This window comes from Aeromonas sp. QDB23, assembly GCF_027707745.1.
Taxonomy (GTDB): Bacteria; Pseudomonadota; Gammaproteobacteria; order Enterobacterales; family Aeromonadaceae; genus Aeromonas; species Aeromonas allosaccharophila.
The window spans coordinates 12,100-35,242 of record NZ_JAPCJA010000029.1; the positions used below are offsets into that span (position 1 = coordinate 12,100).

The following is a 23,143-nucleotide window of genomic DNA, read 5'->3' on the forward strand; positions in this document are numbered from 1 at the left end:
CCATCGGCGAGTCAAACAGCCCGATTGCCGCGAGGTGATCGGGCTTTCTATTTTTGCGCTGTAGCCAGAGAGGCTCACTGCGAGCGGATGACTTGTCCCGCCGGACGATATTGTGCATGCTGATGGCCCATTTTCCAGGCAGGACTCTTGCTGTATGAATCTTCGCGATCTCGAATATCTGGTGGCGCTGGATGAGGAAAAACATTTTCGCAAAGCCGCCGAACGCTGCTTTGTCAGTCAACCCACCCTGAGCGGTCAGCTGCGCAAGCTGGAGGATGAACTCGGGGTCATTCTGATCGAACGTACCTCGCGCAAGGTACTGTTTACCCCTGCTGGCGATGCCATGGCCCATCAGGCGCGTCGGGTACTCAAGGAGGTACGCGAGCTCAAGAGCATCGGTCAGCACTTCTCCGAGCCGATGTCCGGGGAAATCCATATCGGTTTTATTCCGACCGTGGGCCCCTATCTGTTACCCCGCATTATCCAGACCCTGCGTGAGCGTTTTCCCCAGCTGGAGTTCTACCTCTACGAGGAGCAGACCCAAAGTCTGCTCAAACGGCTGGAAGAGGGGGAGCTGGATTGCGTCATTCTGGCCGAGATGCCGGGGATGGAGGGGTTTGGTTCAATCCAGCTCTACCACGAGCCGATGTGGCTGGCGGTGCCTTGCCATCACCCCGAAGCACAGGCCAGGCAGGTGCCGCTTGGCAATCTCAAGGGCAAGAAGTTGCTGATGCTGGCCGATGGTCACTGCTTGCGGGATCAGGCGATGGGGTTCTGTTTTGCCGGCGGGATCGGTGAGGATCAGCGCTTCAAGGGCACCAGTCTGGAGACCCTGCGCAACATGGTAGCCGCCGGTAGCGGCATGACCCTGGTGCCAAAGCTGGCCGTACCTGCCGATCATGATGAGGGTGGGGTGAGCTATCGCCAGGTGGTCGACCCGGTGCCGGGACGCACCATCTCGCTGCTCTATCGCCACTACTCGGTGCGTCGCCCCTGTTTCAACGAGCTGGCCGCCTCGATAGCCACACTGATGACCAAGCAGTTGGCCCAATAAAAAAACCGGCAGCCCTGGCTGCCGGTTTTGCTTCTGCCGCGAAAGCGGCTTAGAAGATATCGTCGGTAGAGACAGGCCCTTCCACTGCGGGGTTGTCACCGCCGTAGACCTGGTTGCCATCCGAGCTCGGTGCTGCGTAGCGGGTCGGCTCGGTACCTTCCTTGAAGTATTCGTCGGTGCCGCCACCGGTCGCCAGCAGACCGGTTTCGCTGTCAATCTTCACCGTCATGATCCCTTCGGGAACCGGCATCTTGTTCTCGGGCAGTTTTTTCAGGGCGACTTTCATAAAGTCGATCCAGATAGGCTGCGCGGCACCACCGCCAAACTCGGCACGGCCAAGGCCACGCTGATGGTTGTCAAAACCGATCCAGGAGGTGGCGACGATATCCGGGGTGTAGCCGGAGAACCAGGCATCCCGCGATTCGTTGGTGGTACCGGTTTTACCGGAGATGTCGTGACGTTTCAGGTCGCGGGCTGCACGCCAGCCAGTACCGCGCCAGCCGTTTCCACCCCAGATTGCGGTGCTCAGGGTGTCGGTGATCAGGAACGCGCTCTGGGCACTGATAGTATGCGGGGCTATGGTCGGCGCGAGAGGGGTCTGCGTGCCATCTTGCGCTGCTCCATCAACAGTTGGCTCCGGCAGTGTGCTCTGCTCGGGTGCGGCCTGCTGTTCGCAGCTGGTGCAAGCGATGGCAGGATTGGCCTGATAGAGGGTGTTCTCCAGGCTGTCGGTCACTTTATCGATGAAGTAAGGGGTTACCAGGAAACCGCCGTTGGCCAGTACCGAGTAACCACGCACCACCTCGAGGGGGGTGAATTCGGCAGCACCGAGCGCCAGCGACTCATGGGGAGAGATGAAGTCGCGCGGGAAGCCAAAGCGGGTCAGACCGTCGATATAGGTATCCAGACCGATGGCGCGCATCAGTCGAACCGACATCACGTTCTTGGACTTGGCCAGACCCAGACGCAGCGGGGTTGGACCATCATAGACAGCCGGGGAGTTCTTGGGCTGCCACATGGGCCCTTTTGACGGATCCCACTGGTTGATAGGTGCATCGTTGATGAGCGATGCCAGGGTATAGCCATGCTCCAGCGCGGTGGCATAGAGGAAAGGCTTGATGTTGGAACCTATCTGGCGACGTGCCTGATCGACCCGGTTGAATTTGGACAGTTCGAAGCTGAAACCGCCGACCAGCGCTTCCAGCGCGCCATTTTTCGGGTTCATGGCAACCAGCGCGGCGTTCACATCCGGGATCTGGGCCAGCAGCAGCTCTTCGCCCTCTTCCCGCACCCAGATCTGGGCGCCCACTTTCAGCACATCACGCGCCGATTTCGGGGCGTAGCTCTGACGGTCGTCGGTAATAAATGAGCGAGCCCATTTGATACCGTTCCAGCCCAGTTCCGCTTCCTTGCCATTTTTCAGCACCAGTGTTGCGCTGCGGTCACCGAGCTTGGTCACGACCGCCGCCATCAGCGGATCATAAGTGGGCTGTTTGCCAAGGTGAGCGACGATCTGTTCGTAATCCCAGCTGGTTTCACCCGCTTTCCACAACTGCGCCGTCGGGCCGCGATAGCCGTGGCGCATGTCATAGGCAAAGACGCCATCCAGCAGCGCCTGTCTGGCCGCCCGCTGACGTTCGGCAGAGACGGTGGTGTAGACATGCAGGCCCATGGTGTAGGCATCTTCACCAAACTGCTCGACCATCTTCTGGCGAACCATTTCACCCAGATAGGGGGCGTGCAGGGTCACTTCGGCGCCGTGGTAACGGGCCTTGATCGGCATCCTGGAGGCTTCGTCAAACTGGGCCTGGGTGATCTTGCCGGTTTCCAGCATCCGGCCCAGCACGACGTTGCGGCGCGCAAAGGCACGCTCGGGGGAGCGGATGGGGTTGAGCATGGACGGGGCTTTCGGCAGACCGGCAATGATGGCGATCTCGTCCAGTCCCAGATCCTTGACCTCTTTACCAAAGTAAACCTGCGCTGCAGCACCGACCCCGAAGGAGCGATAACCGAGGGGGATCTTGTTGAGGTACAGTTCGAGGATCTCGTCTTTTGAGAGATTCTGCTCGATCCGCCAGGCCAGGAAGACCTCCTTGACCTTGCGGATGATGGTCTTCTCATTGCTCAGGAAGAAGTTACGGGCAACCTGCTGGGTGATGGTACTGGCCCCCTGACGGGCATGGCCGGAGACAGCCCACACCGATGCGGCGCGAATGATGCCAATCGGGTCAATGCCCGGGTGCTCATAGAAACGGGCATCTTCGGTCGCCAGAACGGCATCGATCATGGGTTGCGGAATTTCGTCCAGACGCAACGGAATGCGACGAATTTCGCCATATTGGGCGATCAATTCCCCATCCCGGCTGTAAACCCGCATCGGGGTTGCCAGCTTGACGTCACGCAATGCGGTGACATCGGGCAGTTGGGGTTTGATATAGAAGTAGATACCGATGAGGCTGGCAACACCCAGCACAGCACCCAGCATCATGACAATAAACAGGCGAACGAGCCATTTCAGCATGGAAGAACTACCAATCGTCTTAAAATTAGCCAACGGGCGCAGAGTATAGCCCTTTTGCCATCGGGAATTCGAGGTTTTCCTGTGGCGAGCCACCTGCCTCAAAAGGATGCGAGAGGTTAGCACTACGGGGAGCAATAACCAAGGAGGGTCACTTGTCATGAAGAAAGCGAGATGGGTCACTTTTCGGTATAAACTTTATGACATTGATAGTTAGAGCATTTAGGATGAGTAAAGCACTCCTCTGATTGGGTGTCCTACACTCAGTTCAGGAATAACACCAAATAACGCATGGATGTGTATATGTTTGGGCTATTTAATAAGGGTTCCCTCCTCCCTCTGGTGGGTATTGATTTCGGCAGCCAGACCATCAAGGCCGTTACCCTCAGTGGCCGTCCCGGCAAGCTGCATCTGGAGTCTGTTGCCGATATCCCTACCCCGAAAGGGACGCTGGTCGATTATCAATTACAGGATATCGAGCGCGTCAGCCAATCTCTCAAGACCCTCAAGCGCCTTATTCCAAGTCATAGTGACTATGCCGCTACCGCAGTGACCGGTTCCAACGTGATCACCAAGGTGATCCAGATTGATGCCCGCCTCAGCGACAAGGAGCTGGAGAATCAGGTACAGCTGGAGGCCGAGCAGATCATTCCCTTCCCCCTCGATGAAGTGAGCCTCGATTTTGAGGTGCTGGGCACCGGCAATAGCGAAGACCGTCAGGATGTTCTGCTGAGCGCCGCCCGTACCGAGAGCGTCAACGGTCGGGTAAGCGCCCTTGCCGAAGCAGGTATTGCCGTCAAGGTGGTGGATGTGGGCGCCCATGCGCTGGGGCGCGCTGTAGTGGCCTGTCTGCCCGAGCTGCAAGAGAGTGAACGGCCGATCGGGGTGATCGACATCGGTGCCAGCGCCATGACCTTTGCCGCGCTGGTCAAGGGGGAGGTGGTCTACTCCCGTTTGCAGAACTTCGGCGGCGATCAGTACAGTCAGGCGCTCTCCTCTTTTTACGGCATGACGCTGGATGAGGCGGAGCAGGCCAAAACCAAAGGTACCTTGCCTGTTGACCACGAGCTGGATGTGCTGATGCCTCACATCAACTCGCTGCTGCAGCAGGTGCGGCGCAATATTCAGCTCTTTTGCAGTTCGTCCGGTTATCGCGACATCGCAAAACTGGTGCTGACAGGAGGAGGCAGTCTGCTGCCGGGCTTGTTGGTACAGGTAAAAGAAGAGGTCAATTGCGAAGTGCTGCACCCGGATCTGTTTGCCTTGTTTGGCAAACCGAAAGGGGAGGGCGAGCTGGTACATGGCGCTAAATATATGACGGCATTCGGGTTGGCTCTGAGGAGTTTCACACCATGTCAAATATAAACCTTCTGCCTTGGCGTGAAGCTCGAGCCCAGCGCCAAAAGAAACAGTTCGGGGCCTTGCTGGGAATTTTTGTACTGGTCACGGTCGCGCTGGGATTTTTTGCCAACTGGCTGGTCGATCGCCAGATTACCGCCCAGCAGCAGCGCAACCAGCGACTGGTTCAGGAGATGACCATTCTGGATGCCCAACTTGGGGAGATCCGTCTGCTCAAGGAGCGTCGCAAGGAGCTGATCGATCGGATGCAGCTTATCGAACAATTACAGATGCGCCGTAATGTGCCCGTTCGCCTCTTCAACCAGCTGCCTTCACTGGTGCCCAACGGGGTGTACCTCAATACCCTCGCGATGCAGAACAATATTATTGATGTAAACGGCAAGACCGAAGCCTATGGCCGGGTGGCCAGCATGATGCGGCGGATTGATGGTTCCGGTTGGTTGGGCCAGTCAAAGATAAGCACTATTTTTGCAGCTGATGTTGCCCCTGTGTCATTGAGCCAGTTTTCCATGATGTTTCTGATTGCCAACAATGCTGCGGCTGCCGGGAATGTGGCCAAGGAGCAAAAATGAACCTTCAGCAACTCAACGAGCTGGATATCAATGACATAGCCAGCTGGCCAAAATGGGCAAAAGGGATCTTCATCCTTTTCTGCTGTGTGTTGACCGGTGGTGCCATCTATTACTACGTGATTGCCAATTCCCTGACCAATTTGACCCAGGAAGCGGCGAAGGAGACCGAGCTGAAAGCCCAGTTTGAAAGCAAGGCGATGTTGGCAGCCAACTTGGGGGCATACAAGGCGCAAATGGTCCAGCTTGAGCAACTGGTTGATACCCAGCTCAAGCAGTTGCCCAATACCCATGAAGTCGCCGGTCTGCTGGACGATATCAGCTTTATTGCAACCGACAACGGCCTGAAATTGAACCGGATAAACTGGGAACCCGAGCTCAAGCACGAGTTTTCGACCGAACTTCCGATGCGTATCGAAGTCGTGGGTACTTACCATGAAATTGGCAAGTTCACAGCTGATATGGCTGCCTTGCCCCGTATCGTCATCCTTGACTCCTTTACTTTGGGTCAGAGCAAGGATGCAGGAGATCTGATTTCGATGTCGATGCTGGCCAAGACCTACAAGTACAACGGTAAAACAGTGGAGTCGAAACAATGAGACGCATCTGCTGGTTGTTACCTGCCCTCTTGCTGGCGGCGTGTGGTGGCCAGGAGGACATGGATAGCTATGTCGCCGAGACCAAGGCAAGGCCTCCCGTACCTATCGAGCCCTTGCCCGAGCTGAAGCCTTTTGCCCCCATGCACTACCAGCAGCGGGAGTTGCGCAGCCCCTTTATGATTCCCCAGCCCGAGGCGGCGGTCGGAAGTACCAGCAGTGCCAAGGTTCAGCCGGATTGTGCTCAGACCTTGATGGAACGGGAGAAAGAGGTGCTGGAAAATTATTCGCTGGCAAGCCTGTCGATGCATGGCTCTTTGGGAAAGGCGGGGCAGTTATGGGCCCTGATCAGTACCCCGGATGGCAAATCGATGCGGGTTGGTCTCAACCAGTATATGGGGCTTGATCAGGGGCGGGTCATCAAGATCACCGACACTGCAGTGGACTTGCTGGAAACCATTCCGGACGGGAAGGGGTGCTGGGTAACAAGAGAAACCCAGTTGGCGATGGCCAATGTGCAAGAAAAACAATAATCAGGGACGAACAGCAATGAGAACAACAATCGAGCGTGTAACCAAAGTGGCTTTGCTGTTTTGCGCCAGCGCCGTCAGTCAGGCGTGGGCAGTGGCAACCCTGCAGGAGATCAAGGTTAATCCTCTGCTTGCTGATCAACTGCTGGTGGAGCTCAGTTTCAGTGAGCCGGTCACCGGCTTTACTGATCGTCTCTCTTATCAACCCAATCAACTGCTGTTGCATGTTCCCGGTGCGGTGGGGGCGCTCAAGGTCAACCCGCTGCCTATCCAGCGTCAGGGAGTGGATAATATCAAGGTGGAAGGCAAGGGCGCCGGTCTGGATATCAAGATCGCGCTCGATCAGCTGGCTCCCTATCAGGTACAGCAACAGGGTAACAAATTGCTGGTGTCATTGGGTGAGGGGGCGTCCTCAGGGCTCATCAATGGAGAGAGCGCCCTGATTGCACCTGCTACCTCGGCTACCCCGGTGTCAGCGCCCTCTGCGATGGTAGCCGCAACCTCCTCCTCTGCTCTGCTCAATCCTCAAGTCGTTGCCCGGTCGATGCCTGTTGCGCCCGTGACAGCGCCTGTAGCAGCACAACCAGCAAGCAAGCCGGTGCTCAACAACTATCAGAGCAGTGGTGGCGGCGCCTATTTCAATTCGGTTACCGGTGTGGATTTTCGTCGTGGCAAAGATGGTCAGGGGGAATTTCTGGTCACGCTGGATAACAGCTCGGCCGCCGTCGATGTGAGCAGTCGCGGCCAGACCGTTCTGGCCAAGTTCCATGGTACTCGGGTGCCGGATGGCTTGCTTAATCTGATCAATGTGCAGGATTTTGCAACGCCGGTCTCTCAGGTTGAAGTATCCCGGCAGGGGAGCGATACCCTGTTTGAGCTGTCGATCAATGGTCAGTTTGATTACCGTTACGATCAGGCCGACAAGCTCTTCATTATCGAGGTGAAAAAGCGGACTACTACCACTGCATCCAAGCAGTATCAGGGTAAACCCATCTCATTGAACTTCCAGGACATTCCTGTACGTACCGTGCTGCAGCTCATTGCTGACTTCAACAATCTCAACCTGGTGACCACAGATTCGGTGGCGGGCAATATTACGTTGCGTCTGGATGGGGTGCCATGGGAGCAGGCGCTCGACATCATTTTGAAGGTGCGGGGGCTGGACAAACGACTGGACAACAACATTCTGCTGGTGGCGCCGGCAGAGGAAATTGCAGCCCGCGAGAAACAGCAGCTGGAGAGCCGCAATCAGGTTGCTGATTTGGCACAGCTCTATACCGAATATCTGCAGATCAACTATGCCAAGGCGTCGGAAGTGGCTGCCCTGCTCTCTTCCGAAAGTACCAAGTTGCTGTCACCCCGTGGTGCGGTGAGCGTGGATGAGCGCACCAACGTGTTGGTGGTCAAGGATACCGCCGATGTCATCAGCAGCATCAAACGGATGCTCGATATTCTCGATATTCCGGTCAAGCAGGTGGTTATCGAGGCGCGGATGGTGACCATTGATGATGGCTTTGATGAAGCGCTCGGGGTGCGTTGGGGGGTGACCAAGAACGATGGCCACGGCAACAGCACATCCGGCTCCATCGAGGGGAATGATGGCTCTGGTAACGGAACAGGTACCAATACCAAGCCCACCGTAGATGACCGGATGAACGTCAACCTGCCGGTGACCAATGCGGCAGGCACCCTGGCCTTCCAGGTGGCTCGTCTGGCTGATGGCACCTTGCTGGATCTCGAGTTGTCGGCGCTGGAAAAAGAGAGCAAGGCCGAGATTATCGCCAGTCCGCGGGTGACCACGGCGAACCAGAAACCGGCACTGATCGAGCAGGGTACCGAGATCCCCTATGTGGAGTCCTCTTCCAGTGGGGCCACCTCGGTCACCTTCAAGAAGGCGGTGCTGAGCCTGAAAGTGACACCGCAGATCACGCCAGATAATCGGGTTATTCTCGATCTGACCGTGACCCAGGATACCAAGGGTGAAACGGTACCGACCGGTACTGGGGATGCAGTCTCCATCAACGCCCAGTCCATCACCACTCAGGTGCTGGTGAACAACGGCGAGACCCTGGTGCTCGGCGGTATCTATCAGCAGACCATCAAGAGCGATGTGACCAAGGTGCCGCTGCTTGGTGATATTCCCGGATTGGGGGCCTTGTTCCGCAAGACCACCAGCGAGAACAAAAAGCGGGAATTGCTGATTTTTGTGACGCCCAAGATTGTCACCGACGCCTTCTGAATGCTTTACATGTAAGGGTAAAACACATATAACCTTACGCCCCAATGAGGCTGGGGCGTAAGGGCTGCGGTTGCCAGTCCCGATATCTATTGAGATAATCCCCCTCCTGATCCATCGCAAGATAAGGTTCATAGGTACCCCGATCCAGTATTCATCGGGGTCGTACAGTTTGTAATTACTAACGAAAAGACATGGCTGAGAAACGCAATATTTTCCTGATAGGTCCCATGGGTGCGGGCAAGAGCACCATAGGTAGACATCTGGCAGAACAACTGCATATGGAGTTTTTCGACTCAGATCATGAGATTGAGCGCCGCAGTGGTGCTGATATCGGCTGGGTGTTCGATGTTGAAGGCGAAGAAGGTTTCCGGATTCGCGAAGAGAAGGTGATCGGCGAATTGTCAGAGCAGCAGGGTATCGTGCTGGCGACGGGTGGCGGTGCCATCAAGAGTCGCGAAACCCGCAACAAGTTGTCTGCTCGTGGCATCGTGGTCTACCTCGAAACCACTATTGAAAAGCAGCTGGCGCGCACACAGCGAGACAAACGCCGCCCTCTGCTACAGACCGAAGAACCGGCACGCGAAGTGCTGGAACGTCTGGCACAAGAGCGCAATGCCCTGTACGAAGAGGTTGCCGACTTTGTTGTGCATACCGATGACCAGAGCGCAAAAATCGTTGCCAATCAAATTGTAAAGCTGATCGGTATGTAATCTAGAGGACGTCCATGGAACGGTTGAAGGTCGAACTGGGTGAACGCAGCTATCCCATCGAGATAGCTGCCGGGTTGTTGCAGCGCCCCGAGGCGCTGGTATCGACCATCAAGGGCAAGCGGGTGATGATAGTGACCAACACGGTCGTTGCTCCGCTCTATCTTGAACGGGTAACGGCCCTGCTGTCGGGTTTTCAGGTTGAACACCTGATCCTGCCTGACGGCGAGGCATACAAGAACCTGGCGACCTTTGAGCAGATCATGTCTGCTCTGCTTGAAACCAACCATGGGCGCGATACGACACTGATCGCTCTGGGGGGCGGCGTGATCGGGGATCTGGTGGGCTTTGCGGCAGCAAGCTATCAACGTGGCATTCCTTTTATCCAGATCCCGACCACCCTGCTCTCCCAGGTTGACTCCTCTGTCGGCGGTAAAACCGCTGTCAACCACCCCCTCGGTAAGAACATGATTGGGGCTTTTTATCAGCCCAAGCAGGTTGTTATCGATACCGAATGTCTGAATACCTTGCCTGCCCGCGAATTTGCCGCAGGGATGGCCGAGGTGATCAAGTACGGCATCATTTGGGATGCTGATTTCTTCAGCTGGCTGGAGCAGAACATGGTGCGTCTGCAACAGCTGGAACCCGCCGCGTTGGCCTACGCCATCAAACGCTGCTGCGAGATCAAAGCCGACGTGGTCGGTCAGGATGAGACCGAGCACGGCGTCCGTGCGCTGCTCAATCTGGGCCACACCTTTGGTCATGCCATCGAGGCCGAGCAGGGTTATGGCAACTGGCTGCACGGTGAAGCGGTATCAGCTGGCACCATGCTGGCAGCCTGGACTGCGCAGGCCCGTGGCGAGATGAGCGAAGCGGACGTTGCGCGCGTGCGCGCCCTGCTGCTGGCCGCCAATTTGCCCATTCATGCTCCTGCCGAGATGGATTTTTCCGCCTTTATTCGCCATATGCGCCGTGACAAGAAGGTGCTGGAAGGCAAGCTGCGTCTGGTGTTGCCGGTTGGCATCGGCCATGCGCAGGTGGTGGGGGATGTGTCCGATGCTGAGTTGCTGGCGGTGATCGAGTCTGGTCGTGACAAATAAACTGCTAAAACTGCCTTCCCAGCGGCAGCTGGTTGACCGGCTGCTGCATCTGATTGAATTCAATCACCCTTTCGTTTTTCTCTCCGGTAAACCCGGTTGTGGTCGCGGTACCCTGTGCGAATCCCTGCTCGGCGTGTTGCCGGAAAAAGTGCGGGTGGTGAGCCTGATTGGTACGCCTGCCATGAAGATGGTGGATGTGCGCCAGCTGTTGCTGCCACAGGTGGTGGCGCGGCCGCTGTTCAACCCACAGGATGCGCTGGCGGAGAGCTTCTTTCGCATGCTGGAGGGGAGCAAGCCTGCCACCCTGCTGCTGATGATCGAGCGGGCGGACCAGTTACCAGCCGAGCTGTTGGGAGAGTTGTGGGCGATCATCCGTCATAACGATACCCTGGCGGCGCCCCATCAACTGGCCATTATCGTCTCGGGCAGTGACGTCTGGTGTCGTACGCAACGACCGCAGCTCAAAGGGCGCGCCATGCCAGCCCTGGAGCTGGAAGTGCCGCCACTGAGCCCGCCCGAGCAGCGCATCTTCTTGTATGAGAAAGCCAAAGAGCTCAAGATCCCGGCGACCCTCTTGCCCAAGCCGCAAGTGGAGGAGATCCTGAAAACGGCGAACGGACATCCGTCCACCATCATGCAGTTACTGGAGGATATCATGACCGACAGAAGGCCCAAGAAGCGTCAGGCGGAGTTGCCTGTCAAGAAGATTGCCACCGCTATCGCGCTGGTCGCTGGCGGCCTGCTGGCGATGAGCTACCTGCTGCCTGCGCTGTTTGACAATGAAAGCAAACCTGCGCTGCAGGATCCGGCGCAGAACACTGCATTGCCGATCCCGGTAGCGGGAGGCGCTCCCCTCACCGCAGGCGACTCGAATACCGATGCCGCTGCGCAAGGCACACAAGACAGCGATGCCGCCAGCAATCCCAACGGGGTGGTGAAGGATTGGCAGCCGGAAGCAAAAGTGTTGCCCAAATCGGTGGAGAGCGAAACAGTGACCACCGAATCCACCAATTACGAAGGGCGTCGGGTGGTGATCTCTGACGAGGTCGTGCAAAAGCTGATGACCGAACCCAAGGTGAGCGGCGCACTGCCTACTGACGTGGTGGACGAGCTGACCGGCAAGACCCCGAACGGCGCAACTACCAGTGGCGCCGTCGCAACTACAGCGCCAGCCAGCACCAGCAAGGCACAGAGCCCGGTGACAACCGCAACGCCTGCGGCTACCACCAACACCGCCAGCAGCGAGCCGGTTGCCGCGCCTGCACCCAAGGTAGCCCTGACACCGGTCGCCACCTTGAACAAGAAGCCGCGCAACCACTACAGCGTTCAGCTGATGGGGGCGAGCAACACCAAGGCGGTGGATCAGTTTGTCGCCGAACATGGTCTGGCGGGTAAGGTATGGGTCTATCAGACCAAGTTCCGTGGCAGCCCCTGGTACGTGGTGCTGCAAGGGGATTATGCCGGTCTGACCCAGGCCAAGAGTGCCATTCGCAAGCTCTCGCCCGCCTTGCTGAAAGGTCAGCCCTGGCCCAAGTCGTTTGCACAGGTACAAAAAGAACTGAAGCAATAGCCTTGATACCGAATAAGGGGGTAGAATCGTCCCCCTTTTTGGGTCTTGCCTTCTTACACACCGGATTTCCATGAAAAAAACACGCGCTTTTTTAAAATGGGCCGGGGGAAAATACTCCCTGGTTGAAGAGATTGCCGAGCGCCTGCCGGCCGGGCGTGTGTTGCTGGAGCCCTTCGTCGGGGCCGGGTCTGTGTTTCTCAACACCGACTACGACGCGTATGTGCTCAACGATATCAACCCGGATCTGATCTGCCTGTATAACCATCTCAAGCTGACGCCTGACCGATTCATCGCCGAGGCGCGCAAGATGTTTGTGGCTGAACACAACCACAAAGCCGCCTATTACCGGCTGCGTACCCAGTTCAATCAGACCGAGACCACCTTCGAGCGGGCACTGCTGTTCCTGTTTCTCAACCGCCACGGTTTCAACGGTCTGTGCCGTTATAACAAGAAGGGCGGTTTCAACGTGCCGTTCGGTTCCTACAAGAAGCCCTATTTCCCGGAAAAAGAGCTGTGGGCCTTTGCCGAAAAGGCGCAGAAGGCGACCTTTATCTGCGAGAGCTACGCCGATGCCATCAAGCGGGCCGAAGAGGATTGGGTCATCTACTGTGATCCTCCCTATGCGCCGCTTTCCACGACCGCCAGCTTTACCAGCTATGCCTCCGGTGGTTTTACCCTGGATGATCAGGCGATCCTGGCGCGACTGGCCCGTCACACCGCCGCTCACAAAGGGGTGCCGGTGTTGATCAGCAACCACGATATCGAGCTGACCCGTGAGCTCTATCGCGGTGCCCGTCTCGACGAGATTTTGGTCAAGCGCACCATCAGCCGCAACGGCGGCACCCGCAACAAGGTGGCCGAGTTGCTGGCGCTCTATCCGCCCGGCATCGAGCCGGAGCAGGGCTACTACCCCAGCGACAGCGAACTGCTGCCACTGGCGTAACAGACAATGCGGCGCCCAGGGGCGCCGTTTTTTATGGGCGAGCCCGCGCCTGTGCCGATGTCCCATAACCCGGGTGGCTGGGGGAGGGGAGGCGATTGCCCCATTTACCCCGCATTCGAGTCGTTTTCGCCCGCCTTTTACGTTAAAATTGCGCCGCTTTTTCTCCCTGGCTGCCAATGGATGATGCTGATGAAAGACTTTCTGATTGCCCCCTCGATCCTCTCTGCCGATTTTGCCCGTCTGGGTGACGATGTCGCCAAGGTGCTGGCTGCCGGTGCCGATGTGGTTCACTTCGACGTGATGGACAACCACTATGTCCCCAACCTGACCATCGGCCCCATGGTCTGTCAGGCGCTGCGTGACTACGGTATCGAGGCGCCCATCGACGTGCACCTGATGGTCAAGCCGGTGGATCGCATCATTCCCGATTTTGCCAAGGCCGGTGCGTCCCTCATCACCTTCCATCCGGAAGCGTCCGACCACGTTGACCGCTCTTTGGGCCTGATCAAGGAGATGGGCTGCCAGGCGGGTCTGGTGCTCAATCCGGCTACCTCGCTCTCCTGCCTCGAGTATGTGATGGACAAGCTGGACGTGATCCTGCTGATGTCGGTCAACCCGGGCTTCGGTGGCCAGAGCTTCATCCCCGGCACCCTCGACAAGCTGCGTCAGGTACGTCGTCTGATCAACGAGAGCGGCCGCGATATCCGCCTCGAGATCGATGGTGGGGTGAAGGTCGACAACATCCGCGAGATCGCCGACGCGGGCGCCGACATGTTTGTCGCCGGCTCTGCCATTTTCAGCCAGCCTGACTACAAGGCGGTGATCGACAAGATGCGTGCGGAGCTGGCTCATGTCACACGCTGAGCGCGCATTTGATTTGGTGCTGTTCGATCTGGACGGCACCCTGATCGACAGCGCCGCCCAGCTGGCGCTGGCGGTCAATCTGACGCTGACCGATCTGGGTCTGGCGCAGGCCGATGAAGCCGTGATCCGTACCTGGGTCGGCAACGGGGCCGACAAGCTGATCCAGCGGGCCCTTGCCTATCGCGAGGCCGACCCCGAGCTGTTTGCCAAGGCTCGACCGATCTTTTTCCAGCACTACAACGCCTGTTTGCTGCAGGGGCTGGCCATGTATGATGGGGTCGCCCAGAGTCTGCGTCGCCTGCAAACCCTGGGCTACAAACAGGCGATCGTCACCAACAAGCCGAGCGACTTCGTGGCACCGATCCTCGATGCCCTTGGCATCAGCGATTGTTTCGCGCTCTGGCTCGGTGGCAACTGCGTGCCGGTCAAGAAGCCGAGCCCGGAGCCGCTGCTGCACGCCTGCCAGGAGTTGGGGGTGAGCCCGGCTCGCACCCTGATGGTGGGCGACTCCGAAAATGACGTGCTGGCGGCCAAGGCGGCTGGCATGAAGGTGGTGGGGCTCACCTACGGTTACAACTATGGCCGCCCCATCGCCGACTCCCGGCCTGACTGGGTGTTCGAACATTTTTCCCAGCTCGATGCGCTGCTGAGCTAATCGCGCCGCGGGACTGGCTGAATAACAAGGATTAACACTCTCATGACCAAACCAATCGTATTGAGCGGGGCGCAACCCTCCGGCCAACTGACCATCGGCAACTACATGGGGGCCCTGCGTCAGTGGGTCAACATGCAGGATGAGTTCGACTGCCTCTACTGCATCGTCGACCTGCATGCCATCACCACCCGTCAGGATCCGGTTGCCCTGCGCAAGGCCTGCCTCGATGCGGCCGCCCTCTATCTGGCGGTCGGTATCGATCCCAAGAAGAGTACCGTCTTCATCCAGTCTCACGTGCCGCAGCACGCCGAGCTGGGCTGGATCCTCAACTGCTACACCCAGATGGGTGAGCTGTCGCGCATGACCCAGTTCAAGGACAAGTCCGCCCGTTTCGAGAACAACGTCAACGTTGGTCTGTTCGGTTATCCGGTGCTGATGGCCGCTGATATCCTGCTCTATCAGGCCAATCAGGTGCCGGTTGGTAACGACCAGAAGCAGCATCTGGAGCTGACCCGCGACATCTGCACCCGTTTCAACAACCTCTATGGTGAGGTGTTCACCCTGCCGGAGCCCTTCATTCCGACCGAAGGGGCGCGGGTAATGAGCCTGCAGGATCCGACCAAGAAGATGTCCAAATCGGATGACAACGAGGCCAACTTCATCGGCCTGCTGGAAGATCCCAAGCAGATCGTCAAGAAGATCAAGCGTGCGGTGACCGACTCCGACGAGCCGGCAGTGGTGCGGTTCGATCCGGAAAACAAACCGGGAGTCTCCAACCTGCTGACCCTGATGTCCGGCGTGACCGGTCGCTCCATCCCCGAGCTGGAGCAGCACTTCGAAGGCAAGATGTACGGGCACCTCAAGACCGAAACCGCCGAAGCCGTGGTTGCGCTGCTGGAACCGATCCAGGCGCGTTTCCACGAGTTGCGTCAGGATGAGGCCCATCTGATCGCGATTCTGGCCGAAGGGGCACAAAAGGCGCGTGAAAGAGCTGAAAAAACCCTGACCAGCGTATATGATGTAGTCGGCTTCGTTCCTCGAGCCTGACATACTGGGAAGGTGTAGTAGAAGAGAGCTGGGTATTTGCCTGGCTTTCTTTATTTTCTGACCGGCTATTTGTTTAATTTATTTATTTCAACGTGGGTAATATCCCCAAGAGAAAGCATGTCTGTTCAACCAACTATTTCTGCTGAAGAGCTGAGTGACAAAGGTCACTGGCTACGTAAATTTCGCAAGGCGAAAAACCTCAATACCCTGCAGTTGATGGTCTCCAATGCCATCGACAAGCACCATAAAACCCCTGCCGTTGCTGCAGCTATCTATCTGGCCGAGTGTCAGCGTGAACGGGAAATGGAACAGGGTCGTTATCTCGATCGTTAATTCTCCGCTGTTGGTTATCTCATGCTGTTGTTGATCGATAACTACGACTCTTTTACCTGGAACCTGGTGCAATATTTCGGCGCCCTGGGACAAGAGGTTGTGGTCAGGCGTAATGATGAACTGACGCTGGATACCATAGCGCAGCTATCTCCTCGTTATTTGGTTATATCCCCAGGACCTTGCACGCCCAATGAGGCGGGGATCTCCCTCGACGCCATTCGCCACTTCGCTGGCAAGTTGCCCATTCTCGGTGTCTGTCTCGGTCATCAGTCGCTGGCGCAAGCCTTCGGTGCCCGCGTTGTGCGTGCCCGTCAGGTGATGCACGGCAAAACCTCGCTGATCCGCCATCGGGATGAGGGGGTGTTCAAGGGGCTCAACAATCCGCTGCGGGTGACCCGTTACCACTCGCTGGTGGTGGAGCGCGACACGCTGCCCGAATGCTTCGAGATCACCGCCTGGAGCGAGCATGCCGATGGCGCGTTTGACGAGATCATGGGGCTGCGCCACAAGACGCTTCCTGTCGAAGGGGTTCAGTTCCATCCGGAGAGTATTTTGAGCGAGCAGGGCCATCAGTTGCTGGCCAATTTTCTGGCGCGTACATAAAAAGTTGTGATCGCCTTCTCAAGTTCGAGAGAAGGCAAAAAAAATTTCCCTGACACTTTATTCACCCCCTCTCCTGCCCAAATTATCTCTTGCCAAGCCCCCCTGAGTCGTTATGCAATGCGGTTGCCTAAAATCTCAAGGTCAATCGAACATTGTTCCTCATAGGCCGTATTGTTACAGACTTTTTACTTTATTTCTGTGATAATCCCGTCACGTTTACACGGATTTAACTTTTGGGCGGTGGATTATTCTGTCGCCGAATCGAAGGAGAGCTATATGTCAGAGTTGTTGGCAGTGACACGTGAAGTGTTTGATGAAGTGATGGTTCCCAACTATGCGCCCGCCAAGATCATCCCGGTGCGTGGTGAAGGGTCACGTGTCTGGGATCAGGAAGGGCGCGAGTATATCGACTTCGCCGGTGGCATCGCCGTTAACGGCCTGGGCCACTGTCATCCCAAGCTGGTCGAGGCGCTGAAAACCCAAGGCGAAAAGCTGTGGCACCTCTCCAACGTGATGACCAACGAGCCGGCCCTGCGCCTGGCCAGGAAACTGGTCGCCGCCACCTTCGCCGACAAGGTCTACTTCTGCAACTCCGGCGCCGAAGCGAACGAAGCGGCCCTCAAGCTGGCCCGCCGCTACGCCATCGAGAAGTTTGGCGAGCAGAAGACCCAGATCATCGCTTTCAATCAGGGCTTCCACGGTCGCACCTTCTTTACCGTCAGCGTCGGTGGCCAGGCCGCCTACTCCGATGGCTTCGGCCCCAAGCCCGGTGATATCACCCATGTACCCTACAACGATCTGGCGGCACTGGCTGCGGTGATCTCCGACAACACTTGCGCCGTGGTGATGGAGCCGCTGCAGGGCGAGGGCGGCATCATTCGTCCTACCGACGAGTTTGCCAAAGGGGTGCGCGAGCTGTGCGACAAACACAATGCCCTGCTGGTGTATGACGAAGTTCAGTCCGGGGTCGGCCGTACCGGTGATCTCTACGCCTATATGGGGCTCGGCGTCACGCCGGACATCCTCACCAGCGCCAAGGCACTGGGGGGCGGTTTCCCCATCGGCGCCATGCTGACCACCGACGAGATCGCTGCTTACCTGAAAGTGGGCACTCACGGCTCTACCTACGGCGGCAACCCGCTGGCCTGTGCGGTCGCCGAAGCGGTGATCGACGTGATCAACACCCCGGAAGTGCTGAGCGGCATCAAGCAGCGCGAACAGCTGTTCCGCGACGGACTCGAGGCGATCAACGCCAAATACCACTGCTTCAGCGAAGTGCGTGGCAAGGGTCTGCTGCTGGGGGCTGTGCTGAACGACGACTACAAGGGGCGCTCGCGCGACTTCCTGCTGGCCTCTATCGATCAGGGGTTGATGGCACTGGTGGCCGGTACCAACGTGGTTCGTTTTGCCCCTTCACTGGTGATCCCGGAAGCGGACATCAAGGAAGGGTTGGCTCGCTTCGAGAAGGCGGTTGCCCAGGTGGTTAACGCCTGATTCCAAATTGAGGTGGGGAGCTCTCCCGGCAGGAGCCGGGACCCCACCTGTCGTCAATGAAAGGGAGTTGTCATTTATGTTGGTTATCCGTCCCATCGAGCAAAAAGATTTTGCCGGGCTCAAGACCTGCGCCATCGAGTCCGGCACCGGCATGACCTCGTTGCCCGTCAACGATGAGCTGCTGCAGCGCAAGATTGACGCCTCTACCCAGACTTTTTCCGACAAGCCCGCTGGCAAAGGGGACTGCCTCTACTTCTTCGTGGCCGAGGATCTGGAGACCGGCGAGATGGTGGGCACCTGTGCCATCGATGCGGCCGTGGGCCTCTCCCAGCCGTTTTACAACTACCACATCGGCAAGGTGGTGCACTCCTCACCCAAGCTCGGTATCTACAACGTTGTTGAAACCCTGACCCTCTCCAACGACTACACCGGCAACTCCGAGCTCTGCACCCTGTTCTTGCGCGAATGTGCCCGTGAGGGGCTCAACGGCCGCTTGCTCTCCAAGCACCGCTTTTTGTTTATGGCCGAGCACCCCGAGCTGTTTGACGAGACCGTCTTTGCCGAGATGCGTGGCGTCTCCGATGCCGATGGTCACAGCCCCTTCTACGAGTGGCTGCAAACCCACTTCTTCTCGATGGATTTTCCCACCGTCGACTATCTGACCGGTATCGGCAAGAAGCGCTTTATCGCCGAGCTGATGCCCAAGTACCCCATTTACGTCAATTTGCTGAGCAAAGAGGCGCGGGCCGTTATCGGCCAGACCCACGAGAAGACCCGCCCCGCCATCAAGATGCTGCAGGACGAGGGCTTCGTGAACCGTGGCTACGTCGATATCTTCGATGCGGGCCCCACCGTCGAGTGTGACGTGAAGAATATCCGCAGCGTGCGCCGCAGCAAGAAGCTGCGGGTGCTGGTGGGCGAGCCCATCGGCGGCAAGACCCACCTGCTCTGCAACAGCCGTTTCGAATATTACCGTGCCTGCTACGGCAATATCCGGGTCGATCTCGACAAGCACGAAGCCATCATTCCGCCCAAGATGGCGGCGGCACTCAAGGTGCAGGATGGCGACATGGTGCGGGTAGTTGACCTCGACTGAGGCAAACAGGACAAGCAAACCGATTATCAGACAGGCAGCCGAGGCTGCCTGCCAGCGACAGGGAGTGAATGGATGAGCCAGTCAGTGCAATTTATCGACGGTCAGTGGCTTGCCGGTGAAGGCAAGCCGTTCGAGTCAACCGATCCGGCCAAGAACGAGGTGATCTGGCAGGGCGCTGCCGCCAGCGCGGCGCAAGTGGATGCCGCCGTCAAGGCCGCCCGCGCCGCCTTCTACCACTGGGCGGACATGAGCCTTGAGGATCGCCTAGCCATAGTGCGCCGTTATGCCGACCTGCTCGGCGAGCAGAAAGAGGCGCTGGCCCTGACCATCGCCCGCGAAACCGGCAAACCGCTGTGGGAGACCCGCACCGAAGTGGCGGCCATGCAGGGCAAGATTGCCATCTCCATCCGGGCGCACGACGAGCGCACCGGCACCGTTGAAAATGCCATGCCGGGCGCCAAGGCGTTTGTCCGTCACAAGCCCCACGGCGTTGTGGCGGTGTTCGGCCCCTACAACTTCCCGGGTCATCTGCCCAACGGCCATATCGTGCCTGCGCTGATTGCGGGTAACGCCGTGGTGTTCAAACCCTCCGAGCTGACCCCCATGGTGGCCGAAGCCATGGTCAAGGTGTGGCAGCAGGCCGGGCTGCCCAAGGGCGTGCTCAATCTGGTGCAAGGAGAGGTCGAGACCGGCAAGGCGCTGGCTGGCAATCCCGATATCGACGGCCTCTTCTTCACCGGCTCCTCCCGCACCGGTCACTTCCTCCATCAGCAGTTTGCCGGTCAGCCGGGCAAAATTCTGGCTCTCGAGATGGGCGGCAACAACCCGCTGATCGTGAAAGACGTGAGCGATATCGACGGCGCCGTCCATGCCATCATCCAGTCCGCCTTCATCACCTCCGGTCAGCGTTGTACCTGCTCTCGCCGTCTGTTTGTCGAGCGGGGCGAGCGGGGCGATGCGCTGGTCAAGCGACTGGTCGAGGTGGTCAGCCAGATCCGGGTCGGCCTCTATGACGCCGCCGAGCAGCCGTTCATGGGCTCGATGATAAGCGAGAAGGCCGCGCTCGGCATGGTCGAGGCACAAGCCAACCTGCAACAGCTGGGCGGCGAGAGCCTGCAGGTGCTTGAGCACCTGAAAGCGGGCACCGGCTTCGTCTCTCCGGGCATTATCGACGTGACGGCAGTCAGCGCGCTGCCTGATGAAGAGTACTTCGGCCCGCTGCTGCAGCTCATTCGTTACGACGATTTTGATGCCGCCATCGATCACGGTAACGCCACCCGTTATGGTCTCTCGGCCGGTCTGCTGGGTGATAACGAGGTGGACTGGCAGCACTTCTTCAAGCGGATCCGCGCCGGCATCGTCAACTGGAACAAGCCCATCACCGGAGCCTCCAGTGCCGCGCCGTTTGGTGGCGTGGGTGCGTCTGGCAACCACAGAGCGAGCGCCTACTACGCCGCTGATTACTGTGCGTATCCGGTTGCCTCTGTCGAAGACAGCAAAGCCGCCATGCCGGAGCAGCTGTCTCCTGGCTTGACGTTTTAAGAGCAAATGGGGATGCCAATGCAGCAGAGATGGCTCAACGCCGCCGACAACTGTGTCATATCCCCGGTTGCCTCCGTCGAAGACAGCAAGGCCGTCATGCCGGATCAGCTGTCGCCCGGCCTGCGCTTCTAATAACGACACGGGGCATCCAGCGGTGCCCCGATCTGTACCCGCAATCAAAGGAAAGAGAGATGCAAAAGGATATCGACACCCTGTTCAGCCATCTGTGGGACAACTACATCAAGGTGACCCCGAGCGCCCTCAAGGTGCACACCCTGCTGGGTGGCGGCGAGCCCATCGTCAACGATCACGTGGCGTTTCGTACCTACAACCTGCCCAAGCTGGGGCTGGAGAAGCTGGCCGCCCACTTCCTGGCGCTCGGTTACGAGCAGAAGGGCGAGTACGTCTTCAAGGCCAAGAAGCTCTACGCCAAGCACTTCGAGCATCAGGATCCGGATGCTCCCAAAGTCTTTATCAGCGAGCTGAAGGTCGAAGAGCTCTCGCCAGCGGCGCAGGCCATCATCCACAAGCTGGCGGATCAGGTGCCCGATCATCTGACCGATACTCCGGCATTTCTCTACACCGGTGCCCCCTGGCAGGTCTCTTATGCTGATTACCAGACCCTGCTGGCGGAGAGCGAGTATGCGGCCTGGATGGCGGCATGGGGCTATCGTGCCAACCACTTCACGGTCAATATCAACAAGTTGAAGGATTTCGACACTATCCATCAGGTCAATGCGGCGCTCAAGGCGGCGGGTTTCGTCCTCAACAGCGTGGGTGGCGAGGTGAAAGGGGACCCGCAGGTGATGCTGGAGCAATCCTCCACCATGGCAGACAAAGCCGAGGTGCCGTTCAGCGATGGGGTGCGTACCATCCCGAGCTGCTTCTACGAGTTTGCCCTGCGTTACCCGCAGCCAGATGGCGTGCTCTATCCGGGCTTTGTCGAGGCCTCGGCCGACAAGATTTTCGAATCGACGAATGCCATGTAACGGGAACCACCCTGTTTCAGTCGCAACGCCTCCTCGCCGGAGGCGTTTTGTTTGGCGCCGAGTGACGGTGGCGGGTGTTGCCTGAAACCTCGGCGAAGGGGATTTGTCCGGCACCCAACCGATAAAGATTTGTTGATAAAAATGTGAACGAGATCACCTGACGCGCCACAGATTGACGCAGGCGGTGGAGCAAAAAGGAGTAGAATGGCGCTTTATTTTTGCGGGGCCAATCGATGCCTAATTATCACTTTTTCAAGCAGGGTCAGGCGCTTACCTATCTAGATGCCAATGCACCCAGCTATAGCGATGAGCGTCGTCAACTGGTCGAACAGGGATTTGCCGCCATCGCCGCCCCCACCTTTGCAGATACCCCGGCCCAAGCCCTTGAGCTGCTGCGCACTCATCAGGCACTACAGGACGAGGCGCAGGCCAACGCCCTTTGCCTGACGGTGGCCGCTATTCCGGCGGCGATCGCCGCGCTGACCGAGCACTGAACCTCGCCAGCGCCATGCCCGCGTAGGTAAAAAGAGGGTGCCATGGTCATGGCACCCTCTTATCGGTTTGCCTGTTTGCCCTGAGCCGTTTACCGCTGGTGCAGGTCACCTTCAATGACCAGCACGGTATCCATTCCTGCCGCCTTGCCTGCCTCAAGCCCGATGCGGGTATCTTCAAACACCAGACAGTTCGCCGGATTGGCGCCGAGCAGTTCTGCCACCCGCAAAAAGGTGTCGGGGTGCGGTTTGTGGTTGGTGACATCATCGGCACTGACCACCACCGAGATATAGGCATCGAGCCCGGTGCTTTTCAGGATGGAGTCCGCCTGACTGCGCGGTGAGCCGGTGCCAATCCCCATCTTCACCTTGCCGTGATAGTGCCTGACCAGCTCCCACATCTTGGGAAAGACGCTGACCTTGTCGATATGTTCCATATAGAGGGCAATCTTGCGACGGGTAAAGGCCTCGACATCCACCGTCAGCCCCTGCTGCTCGGCCAGCATGGCGATGATCTTGCGGGTGGGAATGCCGCCGTATTGATAGAGCTGCTCCCGCTCGAAGGGGATGCCGAACTCGGCACAGGTGAGTTCCCAAGCATCCAGATGAAGGGGCATGGAATCTACCAGGGTGCCATCCATATCGAAAATCAGGGCATCGTAGTGATCAAACCGGTACTGCTCGTTCATGGGGACTCCTCGGACTGAATTCGGACTAAATAGTGCAGGCTAACAGAACCGGTCGGCAGTTTGTGGGATCTGCTTCATGGTTGGGCTGATTGTGGCCGCCGTTTTTTCTATCTCTTGCTGATTTGTGAGACAATAATCCGTTCATTGCCGGATAC

Annotated in this window: 22 protein-coding genes; 20 read left to right on the forward strand and 2 right to left on the reverse strand. The window is 58.0% G+C overall.

Going from position 1 to position 23,143, the window contains the following annotated elements:
- Nucleotides 1-154 precede the first annotated feature (154 nt).
- Complete coding sequence (oxyR, locus tag PG888_RS13265; protein ID WP_182938032.1) at nucleotides 155-1,054, forward strand: DNA-binding transcriptional regulator OxyR; 900 nt, start codon at nucleotides 155-157, stop codon at nucleotides 1,052-1,054.
- A 49-nt stretch (nucleotides 1,055-1,103) separates the two neighbouring features.
- Here the strand turns inward: oxyR and PG888_RS13270 are convergent, their stop codons facing one another.
- Nucleotides 1,104-3,575, reverse strand: a complete 2,472-nt coding sequence (locus PG888_RS13270) for a penicillin-binding protein 1A (RefSeq protein ID WP_075114178.1) — start codon at nucleotides 3,573-3,575, stop codon at nucleotides 1,104-1,106.
- Nucleotides 3,576-3,875: 300 nt separating this feature from the next.
- Between PG888_RS13270 and tapM the strand changes: the two genes are divergently transcribed.
- The 19 genes from tapM to PG888_RS13365 all read left to right on the forward strand — a co-directional run bounded on the left by tapM (nucleotide 3,876) and on the right by PG888_RS13365 (nucleotide 22,302).
- Complete coding sequence (gene tapM / locus PG888_RS13275) at nucleotides 3,876-4,937, forward strand: PilM family type IVa pilus assembly protein TapM (RefSeq protein WP_163129364.1); 1,062 nt, start codon at nucleotides 3,876-3,878, stop codon at nucleotides 4,935-4,937.
- Nucleotides 4,925-5,503, forward strand: coding sequence for a PilN family type IV pilus biogenesis protein TapN (gene tapN, locus PG888_RS13280; protein WP_163129365.1), 579 nt, complete (start codon nucleotides 4,925-4,927; stop codon nucleotides 5,501-5,503). The genes tapM and tapN overlap by 13 nt, the downstream gene beginning before the upstream one ends.
- Entirely contained in the window at nucleotides 5,500-6,099 is a 600-nt protein-coding gene (tapO, locus tag PG888_RS13285) for a PilO family type IV pilus biogenesis protein TapO (RefSeq protein ID WP_182932780.1), read from the forward strand. Before tapN ends, tapO begins: the two co-directional genes overlap by 4 nt.
- Entirely contained in the window at nucleotides 6,096-6,629 is a 534-nt protein-coding gene (locus tag PG888_RS13290) for a pilus assembly protein PilP (RefSeq protein ID WP_139406148.1), read from the forward strand. Before tapO ends, PG888_RS13290 begins: the two co-directional genes overlap by 4 nt.
- A 16-nt stretch (nucleotides 6,630-6,645) precedes the next feature.
- On the forward strand, nucleotides 6,646-8,865 hold the full coding sequence (gene pilQ / locus PG888_RS13295; RefSeq protein ID WP_182938030.1) for a type IV pilus secretin PilQ family protein: 2,220 nt from the start codon (nucleotides 6,646-6,648) through the stop codon (nucleotides 8,863-8,865).
- Nucleotides 8,866-9,056: 191 nt separating this feature from the next.
- Nucleotides 9,057-9,575 (forward strand): shikimate kinase AroK, encoded by a 519-nt coding sequence (gene aroK / locus PG888_RS13300; protein WP_005335014.1) that lies wholly within the window; start codon nucleotides 9,057-9,059, stop codon nucleotides 9,573-9,575.
- A 14-nt stretch (nucleotides 9,576-9,589) separates the two neighbouring features.
- Nucleotides 9,590-10,672, forward strand: a complete 1,083-nt coding sequence (gene aroB, locus PG888_RS13305) for a 3-dehydroquinate synthase (protein WP_182938029.1) — start codon at nucleotides 9,590-9,592, stop codon at nucleotides 10,670-10,672.
- On the forward strand, nucleotides 10,662-12,242 hold the full coding sequence (locus tag PG888_RS13310; protein ID WP_182938028.1) for an SPOR domain-containing protein: 1,581 nt from the start codon (nucleotides 10,662-10,664) through the stop codon (nucleotides 12,240-12,242). The genes aroB and PG888_RS13310 overlap by 11 nt, the downstream gene beginning before the upstream one ends.
- A gap of 70 nt (nucleotides 12,243-12,312) precedes the next feature.
- A complete protein-coding gene (locus PG888_RS13315; RefSeq protein WP_042658620.1) occupies nucleotides 12,313-13,185 on the forward strand; it encodes a Dam family site-specific DNA-(adenine-N6)-methyltransferase in 873 nt (290 codons plus the stop codon).
- 189 nt (nucleotides 13,186-13,374) lie between these two features.
- Nucleotides 13,375-14,049 (forward strand): ribulose-phosphate 3-epimerase, encoded by a 675-nt coding sequence (rpe, locus tag PG888_RS13320; RefSeq protein WP_042063883.1) that lies wholly within the window; start codon nucleotides 13,375-13,377, stop codon nucleotides 14,047-14,049.
- A complete protein-coding gene (locus tag PG888_RS13325; protein ID WP_042658622.1) occupies nucleotides 14,036-14,704 on the forward strand; it encodes a phosphoglycolate phosphatase in 669 nt (222 codons plus the stop codon). The genes rpe and PG888_RS13325 overlap by 14 nt, the downstream gene beginning before the upstream one ends.
- 42 nt (nucleotides 14,705-14,746) lie before the next feature.
- A complete protein-coding gene (gene trpS / locus PG888_RS13330; RefSeq protein ID WP_042063880.1) occupies nucleotides 14,747-15,751 on the forward strand; it encodes a tryptophan--tRNA ligase in 1,005 nt (334 codons plus the stop codon).
- Between the two features lie 117 nt (nucleotides 15,752-15,868).
- Complete coding sequence (locus tag PG888_RS13335) at nucleotides 15,869-16,084, forward strand: hypothetical protein (protein ID WP_033137571.1); 216 nt, start codon at nucleotides 15,869-15,871, stop codon at nucleotides 16,082-16,084.
- 21 nt (nucleotides 16,085-16,105) lie between these two features.
- A complete protein-coding gene (locus PG888_RS13340; RefSeq protein WP_042063878.1) occupies nucleotides 16,106-16,687 on the forward strand; it encodes an aminodeoxychorismate synthase component II in 582 nt (193 codons plus the stop codon).
- Between the two features lie 276 nt (nucleotides 16,688-16,963).
- Nucleotides 16,964-18,181 (forward strand): aspartate aminotransferase family protein, encoded by a 1,218-nt coding sequence (locus PG888_RS13345; protein ID WP_042063877.1) that lies wholly within the window; start codon nucleotides 16,964-16,966, stop codon nucleotides 18,179-18,181.
- 76 nt (nucleotides 18,182-18,257) lie between these two features.
- Nucleotides 18,258-19,277: an arginine N-succinyltransferase gene (gene astA / locus PG888_RS13350; protein ID WP_182938027.1), complete on the forward strand. Its 1,020-nt coding sequence runs from the start codon at nucleotides 18,258-18,260 to the stop codon at nucleotides 19,275-19,277.
- 72 nt (nucleotides 19,278-19,349) lie between these two features.
- Nucleotides 19,350-20,819 carry a succinylglutamate-semialdehyde dehydrogenase gene (gene astD / locus PG888_RS13355; RefSeq protein ID WP_182938026.1) on the forward strand — a complete coding sequence of 490 codons (1,470 nt, stop codon included), beginning with the start codon at nucleotides 19,350-19,352 and terminating at the stop codon, nucleotides 20,817-20,819.
- A gap of 191 nt (nucleotides 20,820-21,010) precedes the next feature.
- A complete protein-coding gene (locus tag PG888_RS13360; RefSeq protein WP_005347890.1) occupies nucleotides 21,011-21,808 on the forward strand; it encodes a DUF1338 domain-containing protein in 798 nt (265 codons plus the stop codon).
- 233 nt (nucleotides 21,809-22,041) lie between these two features.
- Nucleotides 22,042-22,302 (forward strand): hypothetical protein, encoded by a 261-nt coding sequence (locus PG888_RS13365; protein WP_270693539.1) that lies wholly within the window; start codon nucleotides 22,042-22,044, stop codon nucleotides 22,300-22,302.
- Nucleotides 22,303-22,391: 89 nt separating this feature from the next.
- Here the strand turns inward: PG888_RS13365 and PG888_RS13370 are convergent, their stop codons facing one another.
- On the reverse strand, nucleotides 22,392-22,988 hold the full coding sequence (locus PG888_RS13370) for an HAD family hydrolase (RefSeq protein WP_075114187.1): 597 nt from the start codon (nucleotides 22,986-22,988) through the stop codon (nucleotides 22,392-22,394).
- Between the last annotated feature and the right edge of the window lie 155 nt (nucleotides 22,989-23,143).